Genomic DNA, 17,826 nt, shown 5'->3' on the forward strand with positions numbered 1-17,826 from the left:
TCACACCCCATATATCTCCCTTTGTAAATCCTCTATGCTCTCTTTTAGTGCAGAGATTCCGACAAAGTCATTAATGATTTCTTGTGTAGAGCCAAGTGAGCTAAGCTCTAGCAAAGTGCTAATGTTGTCAAAGGCGTTGATTCCGTGTTTTTCATAATATCCAAGCAAAAACTCTATAAGCCTTATAGCTCTCTCTTTATGGAATCTTTGCAAAAAGCCACTTTTTCTCACGCTTATCACTCGCTCACTGCGTGATACGATTTCGCTGCTAAAGCTAATGTGCGCCAAAATATCATAAATATCGCAATCTTTTCGCTCAAAAATCTCTTGTAGATTCTCTAACACTTCATCATCAATCCCATCATTTTGGAGACTTTTTAAGAATGCTTGTCTATTTTTTGGCTCACTCCACATCGCCTTTAGTTTCTTTTCATCATCATAATATGCACCAAGCTTACCGATGAGAAATTCCAAAAACTCCTTTGTGCCTAGCGGTTTGCCATCTCCTCCTACATAACGCGTTTGTATATCTAGCACTTTTAGTTTGGTGCTTTTTAGGTGAATCACCACCTTTTGGCTTGGCGTCTTATCTGTTTTGTTTGATTGCTCGTTGCTTTTGGTGCTTGCAGGGAAACTAGTATCAGAATCTGTGCTACTCTCTTCATCTATGGCATTGCTTTCTCCATCCCATTTTGGATCATAAAAAAGCTTGGTCGCACCAAAAAAATCGAGTATTGTAAAGAAGTCTTTGCCCTCATACACTCTTGTGCCTCGCCCTATGATTTGCTTAAACTCAATCATTGATCCGATATTTGCTAAAAGCACGATATTTCGGACATTTTTAGCATCGACACCTGTTGTTAGCATTTTGGAGCTTGTGAGAATCACAGGATAGCTTTTATCATTGTCTTGAAATTCTTTAAGATAGTTTAGTCCTATAGTCCCCTCATCGCTTGTAACTCTCACACAATAATCATCTCTTTGAATCTTTTTGTGTATATCAATGGCGATTTTTATAGCACTTGCGTGGGCTTGATTGACACAAAAGATAATCGTTTTATCCATAGGCTCGATAAGCTCTAGAATCTTTTTGGCGATAAATTCGTTGTATTTGGGTAGTGTGATCTCACGCTCAAACTTGATTGGCGCATAATGTCCGCTTTGTAGTTCGCCTTGCACAATGTCATCGGGGTTGTATGTATAGCCATCGCTTAGAGTGGTGATGATACGCTTGACTTTATAAGGTGTGAGAAAGCCATCTTCTATCCCAGTTTTTAGGCTGTATTCATACACAGCGTTGCCAAAATATTTGTAAGTATCCACATTATCGCTTCGCTTTGGTGTGGCAGTAAGCCCCAAATGCACCGCACTCGCAAAATAATCTAGCACTGCTCTCCAGCTCCCCTCTTGATTGGCTCCGCCTCTGTGGCATTCATCTATGATAATAAGATCAAAGAAATCTTTTGGGTATGCAAATACAACTTGCTTTCTTCTTTGTGTCTGTCTTGTTCGGCGTCTTCTTGAATATTCTCCTCGCTACTTAGGCTTTGGTAGATACCAAAAAACACATCAGCACTTGTAGGCACTTTGTCTTGATTTTTGCGTATCTCTCCTGCACTAATCTCTTTGCAATCCTCCTCTATGGGATTAAACTCGTTTAAAGCTTGATTTCGCAGGGTAATGCGATCACAAAGAAAGAGAATCTTTGGCTTTCTGTTGGCATTATCAAGATTCCATTTGGATTGCAAGAGGCGATAGCAAAGTGCAAAGGCGATAGTTGTCTTGCCTGTGCCAGTGGCTAGGGTGAGTAAGATTCGCTTTTTGTTATTGATAAGGGCTTGTATCACTCTATCTAGTGCTATTTTTTGATAATAACGCAATGGCTTTTGTGGGATATGAAGTTCTTTTTGGGTTAGGAGTTTGTGTTGCCATTCCAAAAGGTTGCCAAAAATCCTATCAAAGAGAATCTGTGGGCTTGGAAACTCATCTATATAGCGACCTTGTGAATCTAGTCTATCGTATTCATAAATGTCTATGCCATTTGTAGCATACACAAAACGCACACCAAGAATCTCGCCATATTCTATGGCTTGAGATAATCCATCTAGTGAATCTTTGCCAAGCCTTTTTGCTTCGATAATAGCTAGATTGTTGTTTTGGAAGCACAGCAAATAATCAGCAAATTTTCTAACACCCCTTTTGCCTCCAAGCAGTTTTCTACCATCGGTAAAATAATATTCACGCTTGATAAAATCCTCGCTCCAGCCAGAATCTTTGAGTTTGGTATCGATAAATTTGATTCTTGTATCCGTTTCCCCTAGTGGCATCCATACTCTCCATAATATTCTTATTGAGCTTTGATTGATTTAAATATTCAATTGTAAATAACCAAACCTTAAAAATATTTAACAAATAGCACACTTATTTTATAAATATCCAAAATAGAGTTATGACAATATCCATAAATAATAAAAACAAAAGCAAATTAATCTTTAAAAGACAACGATATTTTATATTATAGCAGTTTCACCACCGCCATAGATTCGCGGTGGTTTTGTGAAGTATAAAAGCAAATTTAAGCTATTTTTTAAGGCAAAGTAATTTTAAGCACTTTTCCTTCAACCATTCTTGGAATCCAAAGATTCTCTCCATCGCTTACCATATCTGCTGGTCCTTGCATAGCTGGTAAATCAAGCTTTTCTATCTTTCCATTTTTATCCAAGCGATAAATCACACCTTGCAAATTTTCTCCCCAATCACTTACCAATAAATCTCCATTTTTAGCCCATACCACACCATCTAAAGCACCCAAAGGCTCACTTAATGCACTTTGATTCTTACTTGTTAAATCAATACTTATAATGCTTCCTTTAGCCTTTCCATTTGGATCATAGCCTACGGCAATTAGGCGATTATTCTTTGAATCAAGCAAGATTCCATTCGGTCCGCCAAACTTTGAATCCACAACTACAAAAGTTTCATATTGCTTATTTTTAACATTCACTTGATGAATAATCCCTGTCCCTGTGTCGCTCACAAGCAAATTCTCATCATCTAAAGCCACAATGTCATTTAAAAAGATTGCATCTTTGATGGGCAGATTCAACACTTCTTTTTTACTTTTTAAATCAAACCCTTTAAGTGTATCAATATCCACCACATACAAAACGCCATTAATAATATTCATACCTTTTGGTGCATTGAGATTGGATAAAAATTTCTTTTCTATCATTTTTCCACTTTTATCAAGCTTTGAGATAAAGCCATCATTATCCTTGCTTAATGGCTCTAATTTTTCCCCCACATTCCCTACAAAAACATCTTCACCTACAATAAAAACACTTTCAGGATGAGAAAACCCTTCAATCTCTTGAGAAGAAGCACTTACAGCCAAAGCCCCTACCAAAGCAAGACTTACTGCGATTTTTTTAAGCATTGTCATTCCTTTATCTTAAAATTAAAAATATAATTATAGACAAAATTTTAAAAAATAAGAATAATTATCTAAAAATAAATTTTTAATTTTTAGAAGAAGTAACAAGTAACCCCTTAAATTAAAGATAGTATTATATTAAAATACAGCTAGAATTCTAGTTTTTAGCAAATTTTAGAATTCTACTTCTTATTATAACATTGTTCGTATGTTGTCAGATTCGTTGGAATGTTCAGATGAATCTTTAGATAATTTATGTTTGTGTTCCTCTATAAATCTCAAAGCCATTTTAGCTCTTTGTTGCATATAAGATTCTATGGGTTTTAGCCATTCCTCGCTTAAGTTATATTTTTCGTGTCTTTTAAAGTTAAAACTAGAGAGTTTTTGGAGGTTTTTAGCGTGGCGAGGCTCTATGAATATTTTAAGTTGCTCATCAAATTGTAATTCAAAATAACTTATATCTTTATCTAAACTATTTGCGATATTACAAAAATCATTTTTATCCAAAGTTGCCATAAAAGATAGTCCATTATCAAATATCGGTGCAGGACGCAGAATCTCTCCTGTATCATTATCTACAATCATTCCAAAATTACCTAAATGTCTATCAATGTTCATAATTAAAGCATCAAAAACCATAAGGTCATTAAAAGCATTTTCACCATAAATTTTTGGAATCTCTCTCATTAATCTTAATTTATTATAGTTTTTGATTGATTCATCTAAAAGTGTGTAAATTGGCAAATAACCCTCATTTTCACTTGTAAAGATTTCACAAGAACTCACTAATTGATTATGAAACATTTTTAAATCATAATTTATGTGTTCAAATTCCATAATTTCAGCAATTTGAGCCATATAATATTCACTATATGCTTCGCCTAAACCATTATACATTTCGCTAATACATTTATAAAGACAAACTTTATCATTTTCCCTATACCAACATTTTTTTAACATTCCATTGGTAGTGTATTCAGGAGAACTTGTAAAGCCATTTGCCTTTGTCGTTTTAAGCCCAAAAGCACTTAAGGCTAAAGCCTCGCTAAACTCATTCTCATAGAGATTATAATCTTTCCATTTGTAATCTTTATTTGTGGGAATTATCCAATAAGAATCATTTAGAGAAAGTGCAAAAGAAATATCTACATAAGCCATTAAATTATCTTCAATGTTTGTAGGAATTGAGGCAAGAACATTTTTTGCAAATTGTCTATTTTTAGGAATTTTTCTTTGCTTTATCCAAGATTCTAATGAGCTTAATAATTTTGTTTTATCAACCATTCTTGGAAGCAAATTTTCATTAAAAATTTTTGCATTTTTTAAAGAGATATAATGAATGGTTTGTCCTTTAAGAATTTCACTATCAATTTCTACTTCAAACTCTAAAACCACTTTGTCTTTGTTTTTAAGTAGGTATTTCATTATCTTTTCCTTTTGTGATTATTCACCCTTTTAAAGCAGTTGGGATTTCTGCCTAAAGGTTTTAAACAACAAACTAGGCATTGCAATGTTTTTATCTCTATTTTTTACTAAGGCGACTTCCAAAATAAGCTCTTTTCTAGCTTTTATCATTGTTTTTAGGAAATCCTTGTGTATATATTTTATATTTTTTTCACTTGATACTCTCTATAAATGCCTCTAAAATAATAGCCTATTATAAAAAATCCATTTATCATATCTACTCCTTCAACTTGGACATTATTCACTTCTTCTTCCACAGCTTCCCCAAAGGATAAATTTTAAAATCAATCACCAAGCAACACTCAAACAAAAAGTGAACTATTTTTCACAAATCACTTTGTATCTTACCCACTAATTTTATAAATCGCAAATCCACCACACACAGCCAAAAGACAAAGTCCAACATTACAAAGAATATTAAGCAATAATTGTCCATACAATCCATTTTGTAAAAGCAACCAATTCCCATACGAAAAAGTAGAAAAAGTCGTAAATGCTCCCAAAAGCCCAACACCAAAGAAACTCATTAAAACATCTTTGGATAATAGACTAAATTCTTCATTTTGGATATAAGCAAACAAGAATCCCAAAGCAAAAGAACCTACAATATTAACAAACAATGTAGCTAACAAAGAAATAAATTGCATATTAGTTACATTAGCTAAAAAGCTAGAAATTTTAAAAGACACTTCATAAACCAAAAAGCGTAACACAGCTCCTAAAAAGCCACCCAAACCCACCAATACAATTGTGTATAAATTCATTATCTACCTTTATGACAAAACCACTTAAAAGTTCAATCAAATAATTCAAAGCCATAAAAGCCTTATTGTCTAGATTAAATAACCTTTATTTCTAAGCTTTAATAAATTCCCACTTTTGCGCTTCTTGCAGAATCTCTTTTGCTCCCTTTTTAATAAATTCTAGCGCAAAATCTCTCCCTGCTTTTTTACAATCCTCCAAGCTAGAAACGGCACATACTTTAGCATCTTTAAGAATCCTAGATCCATCAGGAATCCCCAAAATTGCCCTAATAGTTAAATTATCTTTTTCAAGCGTTGCATTAATGCCTATAGGGACTTGGCAACCACCTTCCAAAGTTTTTACAAACTCTCTCTCAGCACTTGTCTCAAAAGAAGCTTTTGTGTCGTTTAAAAATTCAAGTAATTTTGCAACTTCGCTATCCACTCTACATTCAATCCCTAATGCCGCTTGTCCCATAGCAGGAATCATAAAATCAAGTGGCGCAATACAATCCACTTCCCCTTCAATCCCTAAGCGATTCACTCCCGCTTGTGCTAAAATAATAGCATCAAAATCCCCCTCTTTTAGCCTTTTAAGTCGCGTTTGCACATTCCCTCTTAAACTCATACAATCCAAATCTTTTCGTAAAGTATTAATTTGCATTACACGCCTTAGTGAAGTTGTCCCCACTTTTGCACCTTGTGGCAATTCTTGTAAGTTTTTGTATTTAAAACTCAAAAAACTATCTCGCACATCCTCGCGCTTAGTAATCGCAGCCAAACCAAGCCCCTCAACAAATTCCACAGGGACATCTTTTAGGCTATGCACCGCCACATCAATTTCACCCTTTAGCATTAACTCTTCTAATTCTTTAGTAAAAAGCCCTTTTCCGCCAATCTTAGCTAAAGGCACATCAAGAATCTTATCGCCCTTAGTTTTAACGATTTTTAATTCCACTTGCAAATTAGGATATTGCTTCTCTAAAGAATCTTTTACAAAATTTGCCTGCCAAAGTGCTAAAACGCTTCCCCTTGTGCCTATGATAATTTTTTGCATCTTTAATCCTTTATTTCTTTTTCTATAACTTCCACATCAATAATATCAGAATTTTGTTTTGCAGAATCCACTTTCACAAAAGGCTTAACAAGCATCAAGCCAAAAACGCTAAATTGCATTAATAAACCCAAAATATCAGTAAAAGCACCAGGTAAAATCAATAAAATCGCCCCCAAGATTCTAAAAATATTAGATCCCACAAAAGCCTCATAAGTCATCTCTTTTAAACGCAACTTCTCCAAAGCTTCCCCAAAGAACAATCGGAAATTCAATAAAATCCCAAATCCCAAAAAAGCACTCACAAGAATCTCTAGCACAAATCCTAAAACACCGATTATATAAATCACTTCATAACTTACAAATACTTCAATAATCAAATACATCACAAGCAAAACAAGTCGCATACAAAACCTTTCTTTTTGGGCAAATCTTAAAGTATTTTTATGAAGTTTATCTTCACATTTGCAAATTCTGCTTAATCTTCTCTATCAATGATTCAAAATCAGCAATTTCTAAATTTATTTTTTCTAGATTCTTCCTACACACAAGCTCAATCTTGCCCTCTTCTACACCTTTACCCACAATCAGCGCATAAGGAATCCCAATAAGCTCAAAATCAGCCATTTTAGCACCATAACGCTCTTTTCTATCATCTAGCAAACACTCTATTCCATTTGCACTTAAGGCGTGATAGATCTTTTCTGCTAACTCACTTTGATTTTCATCTTTAATATTTGAAACCACAATATCAAGCAAAAAAGGTGCGGTGGTGGCTGTCCATTTCATACCTTTTTCATCGTGATTTTGTTCAATAATGGCTGCTAGTAACCTTGAGATTCCAATTCCATAACAACCCATAACAAAAGGCTTTGCTTTGCCCTCTTCATCTAAAAAAGTCGCTTCCATTGCTTGAGAATATTTTTCTCCTAATTGAAAAATATGTCCCACTTCAATGCCTTTAGTAAAATAAAGCTTCCCTTTGTGGCATTCCTTGCAATAATCTCCCTCTTTAACTTCCAATAAATCCTTAAACTCCAAACCTTCAAAAAGCCCCAAATCCACGCCCACAAAGTGATAATCCTCTTCATTAGCCCCACAAATCAAATTCTTAGCATTTTGTAATTCCAAGTCAAAATAAATATAAGGACTTTGAGTGAGATTACGCAAAGCATAAGGACCAATAAATCTAGGAAATAAACCAAGCTTTCTTAACTCTTCCTCACTTGCATCAACTATTTCATTAGCCCCATTGATTGCATTAAGCGCCTTAGTTTCATTAAGGCTATCACAACCCCTTAAAAAGAAAAATACAAATTCACTCTTTCCGCCATCAAACAAAGCTTTCTTAACCACTGCTTTTAAAGTCCAATAAGAATCAACTTTAAAAAACTCCGCCAAAGATTCAATAGTCCTAATTTGTGGAGTATGAAATTTTGCAAAATTTGCTTCAGGAGGAGTTGTCAAAGGCATTTTAGGGAGGCGATTGGCTGCTTCTAAATTTGCTGCATAGGAACAAGAATCACACACGCAAATCGTATCTTCCCCACTCTCTGCTAATACCATAAATTCCTTACTACCACTTCCACCAATTGCACCACTATCTGCTTCTACTGCTCTAAAATCCAATCCAAGTTCTAAAAAAATCGCACTATAAGTTTTTTCCATTACATCAAATTCACGCTTTAAGTCTTCATAATTACTATGAAAACTATAGCCATCTTTCATAATAAATTCTCTTCCACGCATTAACCCAAATCTCGGTCGTATCTCATCGCGAAATTTAGTTTGAATCTGATAAAAATGCAAAGGTAATTGCTTATAACTCTTAATATATGTCTTTGCTAGTTCTGTGATTGTTTCTTCATGCGTAGGACCAAAGACAAATTCATTTTCTTTGCGATCTTTAAATCTCAAAAGCTCCTTTCCATAACGATCATAGCGACCACTTGCTTGCCATAAACTCGCTGGAGTTACACAGCCTAATAAAACTTCATTAGCTCCTGCTTCATCCATTTTATTTTTAACAATTCTAGAAATTTTATCCAACACCTTTTTACCCAAAGGCAAAAAATTATAGATTCCACTCCCAATTTGTTGAATAAAACCGCCTCTTAATAAATATTCGTGGCTTTTTAATATCACATCTTTTGGAACTTCTTTAAAAGTCGGAATAAAAAATTTAGAAAATCTCATTAGTCTTCCTTTAGCGGTTTATTATCAGAATATTCACACTTATATTTTTCAACCATCATTGTCTCTGTATTCTCTTCAAATAAAAAACGCAATGATTCGATAATACCATCACCTCTTGAAGTATTTGCCACAGATTTTAGATTGATAGTTAATTGATGCAAAAAGGTATTAAACGCATTGTGCAAAGTTTTTTCAATATTCTTTTCATACTCTTTAGGCAAATAACCTTTAGCAATCCCCTTTTGCAATTCTTTAAGGCTAGAATCCTTAGCTTGTTGGCGAATTGCTTTGATTAATGGCTCCACATTCAAAGTCTGCAACCAAGCAAAAAACTCTTGAGTGCATCGCCCAACGATTCCATAAGCAACTTTGGCTTGTTCTTCTCTTAGGGCAAGATTCTTTTTAACAATATCTTGCAAATCATCCACTGCAAAAATATGTATTTTTTCATCACACACTTGATCAATATCGCGTGGAACTGCCAAATCAAACCAATAACGCAACATTTCTTTTTTTTCTATCATATCTTGTGTGATAATAGTATGAGGCGCACCTGTAGCCGTAAAAACAAGTGGAAGTTGATTAATCAAAACCCCTAAATCCCTAAAGCTTGCCACTTCAATTTTTGCATTAGGACTGCTTTTTAAAATTTCTTCACGCAAATGTTCTGCATTCCCAATATCGCGATTAAGCAAAACAATTTGTGCTTCGTGATTGATTAAATGCTTAACACATAATGAACTCATCTCTCCAGCACCCACAACAAGGACTTTTTGCCCTTTTAATTCACCAAAAACTTCCTTTGCTTTTGCTACTGCTGTAGAAGCAACCGAAACAGAGTTTCGCGAAATATTTGTAGAGTTACGCACACTTGCTGCACAACGAAAGGCAAAATGAATAGCACGAGAGAGGCTAAGCGAACAACAACCCAAATCATAAGAAAATTTAAAAGCATTTTTAAGCTGCCCAGAAATCTGTGTTTCTCCTATAACAAGGCTATCAAGAGAACTTGCCACACTAAAGAGATGATGGATTGCAGCGATATTATCATATGAATCGGCGTGTTTTTTCAAAGAATCTTCGCTAATTCCTGAATAATCACATAATTTTGCAAACAAAAATTCTTCTGCCTTTTGCGGATTATGCACACTCAAAATAAATTCAATACGATTACAGGTTGAAAGAATAACTGCTTCTTCTATAAATTTATTTTCCACCAATTCTAACAATAATTGTTTAGTATTTTTATTTTTTGTATCTAGTGCTAATTTTTCACGCAATGCAATATCGGTATTCTTATGCGAATAACTTAAAATATAATAATCCATTTTTAGCCTTAAAAATCTCTATTAATCATTTCTTCCATTATTTTTACAAGTTTATCACAAGAATAATTGGAAATAGCTTCAATCCCAACTCTTCCTAAATGTTTTGCCAAATCAATACTCTTTTGTATCGCTCCACTTTCTTTTAGATTCTGCAAAATCCATTCTTGCTCTTCTTTAGATAGCTCCTTTTTAAAGGCATTTTCTAAACGCTTTTTCTCTAATCCATTTAAACTATGATACAAATAAATATAAGGCAAGGTAACTTTACCCTCCTTAAAATCGCTCAATATTGGTTTCCCTAGCATTTTTTCATTTGCAGTAATATCTAAAACATCATCAATAATCTGAAAAGCAATTCCCAAATTTCTACCATATACTCTAAAATCTTTTGCTTCTTCTTGATTCCTACCTGCCAAAAACGCCGCAGCATAAGCAGTTGATTCAATTAAAGAAGCCGTTTTGTGTTCAATCATTTTTAAATATTTGGCTTCATTAGCGTTAAATTGTTTGGCTAATTCCACATCCTCCATTTCTCCTATAGCCAATAGAGTTACTGCATTAGAAACGATACGCGGAATCATCGGAAAACTCTCTTGAAAATCGCTCAATTCGCAAAAGGCTTTAGAATATAAAACATCTCCTAGCATAATTGCATTTTTATCCCCTGCAATTGCATTAATAGAAGGCTGAGATCTTCGTGTTGTCGCATTATCAATCACATCATCATGCAATAAAGAAGCATTTTGTATCATTTCAATAATTGCACACAATAAAATGCACTCATCACTTTCACCAGCAATATTCAAAGCAAGCTTACTGCGTAACATCTTGCCACTTTGAATCTTTTGAGATAATCCTAGAACAATTGGAGATTCTAGCTCTTCTAAAAAATCTTGGATTTTTTGATTAATTTGTGCCAAAACTTCCATTAGCCACCTTCCTTTCATCGATAATATTAAAATCTCGATTACCCTCATAAATATAATATTTTAAAGTTGCAATTTTTTCTACGCGTTTATAATCCTTAAAACAAAGCATAAAATAAGGCTCTTCTTTGTAATAACCCTCAACAGGTTTCCACAAAGCTATCTTATAACAATTTCTTTGATAATCCTCATAAAGCACAAATTGATGCGGAAAAGAATCATAATTTAAATGCATCACTAATCCATCATTTTTAAGTAAAGTCCAACGAAAATACAAAGTTTTTTGTGCTTGATTGGCTTGCAACTTCATCACATAAAATTCATCTTTTTTTAGCTCTATTGTGTTTTGCGCTTTCCACTCTATAGGAGCAAAAAGCAATGAGATTCCACAAAGAAGCAAAAAAAGGATTTTACTCATTTTGCGTCAAAATATTCCCCATAGATTCGATAGCAAGATTCTGTGTATGCGTATGAATTTCTTCAGAAACTTCTTCACTACTTAAAAGATATTGCAATTCTTCCTCCCAAGTCTCACCTAATCGCTTCTCTAACAAAATTTCCATCGCCGCTAATCTCTCCAAAATCCTTCTAAGCTCAACACTGCTTGAAGAATGGGAGGCATTTAAAACAATCTCTGTCCATTTATCCTGTGGTAATCCTTCAAAAATATGATCCATCATACTTCCTTTATTTTTGATTTAATCGCACTAAAACCGAATTTTGGTGTGCATCCAAACCTTCTGTATGTGCTAATATACCGCAATCTTCACCCAATTCCTGAATGGCTTGTTGAGAAAATGCAATAATAGAACTCTTTTTCATAAAGTGATCCACACAAAGAGGAGAGAAAAATTTCGCACTTCCACCTGTTGGTAGCGTATGATTTGGTCCTGCAATGTAATCCCCAATCGGCTCTGGTGTATTCTCTCCAATAAAAATTGCTCCTGCGTGTTTGATTTTTGGCAAAATTTCGAGAGGATTTTCTACAATGAGCTCTAAATGTTCAGGTGCAATTTGATTCATTAAAAAAATCGCTTCATCAAGATCCTTTGTAACAATAACCGCCCCGCGTTGATTAATAGAATTTGTTGTAATTTCTTTGCGTGGTAACTGCTGCAAAAATTCATCTATTTTCAAAGCAACTTCTTTAGCAAGACTTTGACTAGGAGTGATTAGAATCGAACTTGCCATTTCATCGTGTTCAGCTTGTGAGAGCAAATCCCAAGCAAGATATTCCACCTTTGCCTTAGGTGTAGCAATAATTCCAATCTCACTTGGTCCTGCAATCATATCAATATTAACTTCGCCAAATACAAGTTTTTTAGCAGTTGCTACATAAATATTTCCCGGTCCGCTAATCACATCTACTTTTTGCAATTCTTCACAACCATATGCCATCACTCCAATAGCACTTGCACCACCTATTTTATAGGCTTCTTTAATCCCACAAAGATGCATTGCTGCCAAAAGAAGTGGATTGATTTCATTATTAGGAGTTGGTGTGCAAACTACAATTTCTTTCACCCCTGCAACAATAGCTGGAATCGCATTCATCAAAAGCGAACTTGGATAAGCCGCCTTGCCTCCTGGGATATATAGCCCCGCTCTATCCACAGCACTAACCTTTTGCCCTAAAATACTTCCATTTTCTTCAAAATCCAACCAAGTTTTAGGCAATTGCTTAGAATGAAAGGCATAGATTCTCTCATAAGCTTTTTGCAAAGCCTTTTTAAGCTTTGTATCTAGCTTTTCATAAGCTTCTTGCATTTGGGTTTGTGAAATTTTTAGATCCAAAAAATCTTTTGGTTCCCAATTATCAAATCTAGAAACTTGCTCTACAACTGCATTTTTGCCTTTTTGCTTGATAGATTCTAATAGTTCTTTCACACGCCCTTCAACACTTAAAATATCCATTGCTCCGCGTTTTAATAATTCTTCAAAGCGAATCTTAAAATCAACATCTTGTGTCTCTAATAAAGCAATCATTATTAATCCTTATTAAATCTATGCTTCTAATACTTCTTCTTTTAAAGCGACAAGCACCATAGAATAAAGCATTTTTTTTGTATATTCTGTAAAACCGCCTTTGGAATTCAAACAAACTTCAGTCCTCAAAAGATAATACTTTTGCCCAATCTGAATAATCTGCTCTGCATCTTTAATGTTTTTGAAATCTATTTTTTCATTCAACTCATATTTTTCAAAACTAAAATCAGGATTTGTACTTGCTAAAATATTCCTATGATTATCAAAAAGAACCACAAAAATCTCACTCTTATCTGAAATAATAGGCGAATCTTTAGGTATAATGTTTTGAATTAATTCTGTGATTTTTTGAATATCCAAAACAAAAGCTAAACCTCCAATAAAACGCATTCCTTCTTTAATGCCAACATAAAATATAATTGTCGAATTATCACCATACAATGGTGTTGGTTCATAATTTGAAGGCACAATTCCTGCATTCAAAGAACCATTTTCAATGCGTTCAACTAATTTTGCTTTTTGATTGCTATCAATCTTAACTTCATCAAGAGCATCAACAAGAATATTCCCCTCTCGATCAAACAATAAAATATTGTGATATTTTTTCAAGCTTTCACTAAGATTTTTCAAAAATAATTGCAAATTTTCTTTTGTGATACTAGAACGCTTATTATCATTTTTAGAAACAATAAAACTTGAAAATTCTGGGATATTTTTAATCCAACCAATTTCATCAATACTCTCTTTCATCCAATTATCCATTAAAGTTACGGCGTATTTAGAGTAATAATTCACAATATTAAAAAGTGCACCATAAATGCCCTTTTGTAATTCCTCTGTTGATTGAATACATAAGGTATTCATTTCTTCACTCAAGATTCTAATATTATTTAAAATAGGATTAAGTGTATAAGAATGGCTTTTGGAGGCGATAATTTCTCCATTAATCACTGCATCGCCTAACTCTTCATTGATATTTTCTCCCTCGGCAATCACAGAATCTAGCTCATCTGTAATTAAAAGTGAATCTTTTAGCATTTCAGTGTCTATCTTTTGTTTGTTTTGCTGTTTAATATCAAAAGCTACATACAAAGGTAAAATCCGACACACTTTCCAATTCTCTACAAGACTTCCCACCTGCATAGGTTCAATTCCATCTTGCGACAACATACATACTTTTGAACGAAACTCTGTAAAGCTATAATCCCCAAAAACATTAACCTTTAGAGGCTGTCCTATGCTAAAATTTTTGGGATTATCTGAAAATAAAATCGTATTTCTTTGATTGATGATAACAAGATTTGCTTGTGGGAATCGGTAAGCAAAATGGCGATTCAACCACTCAAAAATACCCTGAAAATCCAACACAAAAACCGCTACCAATTTCATTGGGCGACCTTCATCTTCACGCAAAGGCAACACAAAGAAAAACTCTTGTTTTTCTTCTTGTATACCATTTTGCATATAAAAATCAACTTTACTATAAAAATCCCCAAAGGCTTCAAGATTATTTGCCTCTAAAATAACCGATAAGCTCGTTTTATTTTGCACTTTTGATGAAAGAGACTTCAATAAATTCCCTTTATCATCAAACAAAAGTATGTCTTTATAAGCATTACTATGATTAGCAAATTCTTTTAGATATTCAAAAATCGTTTCTTGAGCCTGTGCATTAGCGCATTGCTCCAAAATATAACGACTCTTTGAAAAGGCTAGAATCTCTCCATAACGACTTTGCAAAAAAGCACTCAACATTTCTGAAAAAATCTTTGAGGAAGTTTTCGCCTCTTCATAAAGATTCAAAAAACTTTGCTCTATGATAGTATTAATTAATTTTTCTTGGAGATTTTCAAATTTTTCTTGAGTTTGCTCCATATAGTCAAATAGATTAGCTGCAATATCTAAAGAACTAATTTTTCCAGTCAATGTAGTTTTACTAAGCAAGGTATTAAGCGATGAAAATTGAGATTTATAGCGTTGTGCCATTGGCATATATGCACTTAAAAGATTGAGTGTTGATTGCTCCATTGTTTATTTTCCTTGAAATAAAATAATTTAGACTATTATAACAAGTTATTTTTAAACAAAAGACATAAAGTATAACAAGCTTTAGAGATTATTACTAATTTTTTAAAATATTTTAATTAATGCTTATATATTTTTAAGAATCCCAACTTAACAATAAATCTTTTTGGGAGAGAAAATGATCAAAATGATGCGAACCACCCTCTTGTATCACTAATTTAGAATCTTTAAACTTCTGTGCAGCCACCCTATAATCCAAAATCCTATCGCCTTTTTGCAACAATACACAATACAAACTAGGATTAATAGCTTCAACATAATATTTTTTAAGGCTCCAAACCAAATCAAGCGTCCAAATAAAATTCTCTCCATTATAAGGGACAGATACTTTGCCAATCGCTGGAAGTAAAGTTTGATACGCATTTATAACAGGATTGATTAACACTGCTTTAAGCTGATATTTTTCTGCTAAAAAAGTTGCATAATAGCCACCAAGAGAGCTGCCTACAAGGCAAATTTTTTGCGTCTTTTGGTATTTTTCAATAAGATTTTCTATCAATTCTATAGCTAAATCTGGCACATAAGGCAAGTTAGGAGTTAGTGCATTAGGGGCAAAACTAGCTATTAAACTACCTTTGTAACAAAGCCCAACACTCCTAAATCCATGCAAATACAAAAGCATTTTCTCGCCTTATTAATACTTTAATTGATCGCTTTACAAATCACAAAAGCCTAATTATTTAACAGCCGCTAAAGCTGCTTCATAATCTGGTTCGCTTGTTACTTCACTAACAATTTCTTTATACACAATTTTACCTTCTGGATTCACTACAAACACTGCGCGTGTAAGAAGTCCTTCAAGTGGAGAACCTGCCAAAACCACACCATAAGCTTCACCAAATGCTTTGTTTCTAAAATCGCTTAATGCAACAACATTTTTAATGCCTTCTGTTGAGCAAAATCTCCCTTGTGCAAAAGGCAAATCAAGAGATACTACAAACACTTCAGCATTAGAAAGACTTGCAGCTTTTTTATTAAATTTTCGTGTTTGAGTGGCACATACACCTGTATCTAATGAAGGCACAACATTGATAATTTGAAATTTACCACTAGCACCACCCACGCTTTTCACACTCAAATCTCCCGCTACAAGCTCAACTTTAGGAGCACTATCACCAACATTTAGAGTTTTACCACTTAAACTAACTGAATTTCCTTTAAAAGTAACCATTTTATTATCCTTTCTATTTTTTAAAGTAGGTTGTTATTTTATAGTAGCTACTCTAAACTAAAAATAAATTTTCAAAAAATTAAGATTTTTATGAAACTAAAATACACACTCACTTCCCCACCCCCTTCAATCTTCTCACTTCAAACCACAACTTAACATACCCACCCTTATACCAAGTTTTACTTGCTTTTATAAAAGCTTCTCCTAGTTTATAAGTAAGACATTCTTTTTCTTTTAAAGATTCTTCGCTAAATTAGGATATTTTATATAAAAATAAAAATCATTGCAGCAGAGCTTATCTTAGCTTCTATCATATTTCAATCCTCTCAAGAATTTTCAAATCAAATCCACTTAGCATACTGCAATCATTTTCATCAAATTTAGAAGTGGTAAGCAGTTTAAAATCTCGAATCTCCAAGGCTTTTAGAATCTGAGCCCCAATCCCAAGCCCTTTAATGTCCTTGTTTGCCTCTGTAGCAAGGAATATCAAATATCCGCCCTCACTCTTTAGCTTATCTATAGCATTCATCAACCCATTAAACTTTTCTGTATCTTCTAGCAACATTAAATCTTGCGTGATGGTGTGGAATTTTACCAAAGGGTTTTGTAATGGATTGCCAAATTTAAAAATCGTATGGATTCGATTTAGGTGATCTTTAATTTTGATTTTTTCTGTTTTGGCTTGCAAAAATTGACAACTCTCTTTTGAAAGAATTGCAATAAGATTTTCAAAGCTTAAACGATATTGAATCAAATCCGAAACATACAAAATTTTTAGGTTATGCTTAGCAGAAAATTCACTCAAAAACTTATCACCCCTCCTTGCCATCAAGCCATCTTCTCTCATAATCTCACAAATTACGCTAATAGGCTTCAATCCTGCTAATTTACAAATATCCACACTCGCTTCTGTATGCCCTGTCCGCTCTAGCACTCCACCTTCTTTAGCAATCAAAGGAAAAATATGCCCCGGACGCACAAAATCATCAGGCTTTGCATTTGCCCTGCACATAAGATTTATAGTCAAATCACGCTCATAAGCAGAAATACCTGTTTTAGCTTCTTTGGCGTCAATAGAAATGGTAAAAGCAGTCTCGTGATTAGAGCTATTATAGCTAACCATTGGTGGCAAATCTAGTGCATTGGCAATTTCTTTTGTGATAGAAACACAAATAAGCCCTCGTGCTTCTTGAGCCATAAAATTAATTTTTTCTGGCGTGCTAAAGATTCCTGCCATAACCAAATCGCCCTCATTTTCTCTATCTTCATCATCCATTATAATAATCATTTCACCATTTTTAATGGCTTTAATTGCTTCTTCTACTCTTAAAATCGCTTCCATAACTACCTAACAAATAAAAAATAATCGCACATTATAATGCAACTAAACTTAAATACTCTAAAATAGCGGTTTCAAAAAAGCCCAATCAATGAGCTACA

The 17,826-nt window shown here is 33.8% G+C and carries 15 protein-coding genes and 2 pseudogenes; all 17 read right to left on the reverse strand.

The window, feature by feature from the left end:
• Positions 1–2,327 (reverse strand): annotated as a pseudogene (gene hsdR, locus HCAN_RS07035) (EcoAI/FtnUII family type I restriction enzme subunit R).
• A 260-nt stretch (positions 2,328–2,587) separates the two neighbouring features.
• Complete coding sequence (locus HCAN_RS07040; protein WP_006656418.1) at positions 2,588–3,436, reverse strand: NHL repeat-containing protein; 849 nt, start codon at positions 3,434–3,436, stop codon at positions 2,588–2,590.
• A 189-nt stretch (positions 3,437–3,625) separates the two neighbouring features.
• The gene (locus HCAN_RS07045) at positions 3,626–4,858 is read right to left on the reverse strand and encodes a HipA domain-containing protein (protein WP_006656419.1); all 1,233 of its coding nucleotides are present in this window, start codon (positions 4,856–4,858) and stop codon (positions 3,626–3,628) included.
• Positions 4,859–5,241: 383 nt separating this feature from the next.
• The gene (locus HCAN_RS07050) at positions 5,242–5,661 is read right to left on the reverse strand and encodes a fluoride efflux transporter FluC (protein WP_006656421.1); all 420 of its coding nucleotides are present in this window, start codon (positions 5,659–5,661) and stop codon (positions 5,242–5,244) included.
• Between the two features lie 91 nt (positions 5,662–5,752).
• The gene (gene hemC, locus HCAN_RS07055) at positions 5,753–6,697 is read right to left on the reverse strand and encodes a hydroxymethylbilane synthase (protein WP_006656422.1); all 945 of its coding nucleotides are present in this window, start codon (positions 6,695–6,697) and stop codon (positions 5,753–5,755) included.
• Between the two features lie 2 nt (positions 6,698–6,699).
• Positions 6,700–7,101 (reverse strand): FxsA family protein, encoded by a 402-nt coding sequence (locus tag HCAN_RS07060; RefSeq protein ID WP_006656423.1) that lies wholly within the window; start codon positions 7,099–7,101, stop codon positions 6,700–6,702.
• Positions 7,102–7,153: 52 nt separating this feature from the next.
• Positions 7,154–8,890, reverse strand: coding sequence for a proline--tRNA ligase (locus tag HCAN_RS07065; RefSeq protein ID WP_006656960.1), 1,737 nt, complete (start codon positions 8,888–8,890; stop codon positions 7,154–7,156).
• Positions 8,890–10,218 carry a glutamyl-tRNA reductase gene (hemA, locus tag HCAN_RS07070; RefSeq protein WP_006656425.1) on the reverse strand — a complete coding sequence of 443 codons (1,329 nt, stop codon included), beginning with the start codon at positions 10,216–10,218 and terminating at the stop codon, positions 8,890–8,892. The genes HCAN_RS07065 and hemA overlap by 1 nt, the downstream gene beginning before the upstream one ends.
• Positions 10,219–10,226: 8 nt before the next feature.
• A complete protein-coding gene (locus HCAN_RS07075; protein ID WP_006656426.1) occupies positions 10,227–11,147 on the reverse strand; it encodes a polyprenyl synthetase family protein in 921 nt (306 codons plus the stop codon).
• Positions 11,125–11,562 carry a hypothetical protein gene (locus tag HCAN_RS07080; protein WP_006656427.1) on the reverse strand — a complete coding sequence of 146 codons (438 nt, stop codon included), beginning with the start codon at positions 11,560–11,562 and terminating at the stop codon, positions 11,125–11,127. The genes HCAN_RS07075 and HCAN_RS07080 overlap by 23 nt, the downstream gene beginning before the upstream one ends.
• On the reverse strand, positions 11,555–11,821 hold the full coding sequence (locus HCAN_RS07085) for a DUF2018 family protein (protein WP_006656961.1): 267 nt from the start codon (positions 11,819–11,821) through the stop codon (positions 11,555–11,557). Before HCAN_RS07085 ends, HCAN_RS07080 begins: the two co-directional genes overlap by 8 nt.
• Positions 11,822–11,831: 10 nt before the next feature.
• Positions 11,832–13,130 carry a histidinol dehydrogenase gene (gene hisD, locus HCAN_RS07090; RefSeq protein ID WP_006656429.1) on the reverse strand — a complete coding sequence of 433 codons (1,299 nt, stop codon included), beginning with the start codon at positions 13,128–13,130 and terminating at the stop codon, positions 11,832–11,834.
• 18 nt (positions 13,131–13,148) lie between these two features.
• Positions 13,149–15,158: a basic helix-loop-helix domain-containing protein gene (locus tag HCAN_RS07095; RefSeq protein ID WP_006656430.1), complete on the reverse strand. Its 2,010-nt coding sequence runs from the start codon at positions 15,156–15,158 to the stop codon at positions 13,149–13,151.
• A 133-nt stretch (positions 15,159–15,291) separates the two neighbouring features.
• Positions 15,292–15,837: a YqiA/YcfP family alpha/beta fold hydrolase gene (locus HCAN_RS07100; protein WP_006656431.1), complete on the reverse strand. Its 546-nt coding sequence runs from the start codon at positions 15,835–15,837 to the stop codon at positions 15,292–15,294.
• Positions 15,838–15,891: 54 nt separating this feature from the next.
• Entirely contained in the window at positions 15,892–16,386 is a 495-nt protein-coding gene (tpx, locus tag HCAN_RS07105) for a thiol peroxidase (RefSeq protein ID WP_006656432.1), read from the reverse strand.
• A 109-nt stretch (positions 16,387–16,495) separates the two neighbouring features.
• Positions 16,496–16,633, reverse strand: a pseudogene (locus HCAN_RS08320) (alpha-2,3-sialyltransferase); the annotation flags it as partial.
• 63 nt (positions 16,634–16,696) lie between these two features.
• On the reverse strand, positions 16,697–17,728 hold the full coding sequence (locus HCAN_RS07110) for a bifunctional 3,4-dihydroxy-2-butanone 4-phosphate synthase/GTP cyclohydrolase II (RefSeq protein ID WP_006656962.1): 1,032 nt from the start codon (positions 17,726–17,728) through the stop codon (positions 16,697–16,699).
• Positions 17,729–17,826: the final 98 nt, after the last annotated feature.

It is taken from the genome of Helicobacter canadensis MIT 98-5491 (assembly GCF_000162575.1).
GTDB lineage: Bacteria > Campylobacterota > Campylobacteria > Campylobacterales > Helicobacteraceae > Helicobacter_D > Helicobacter_D canadensis.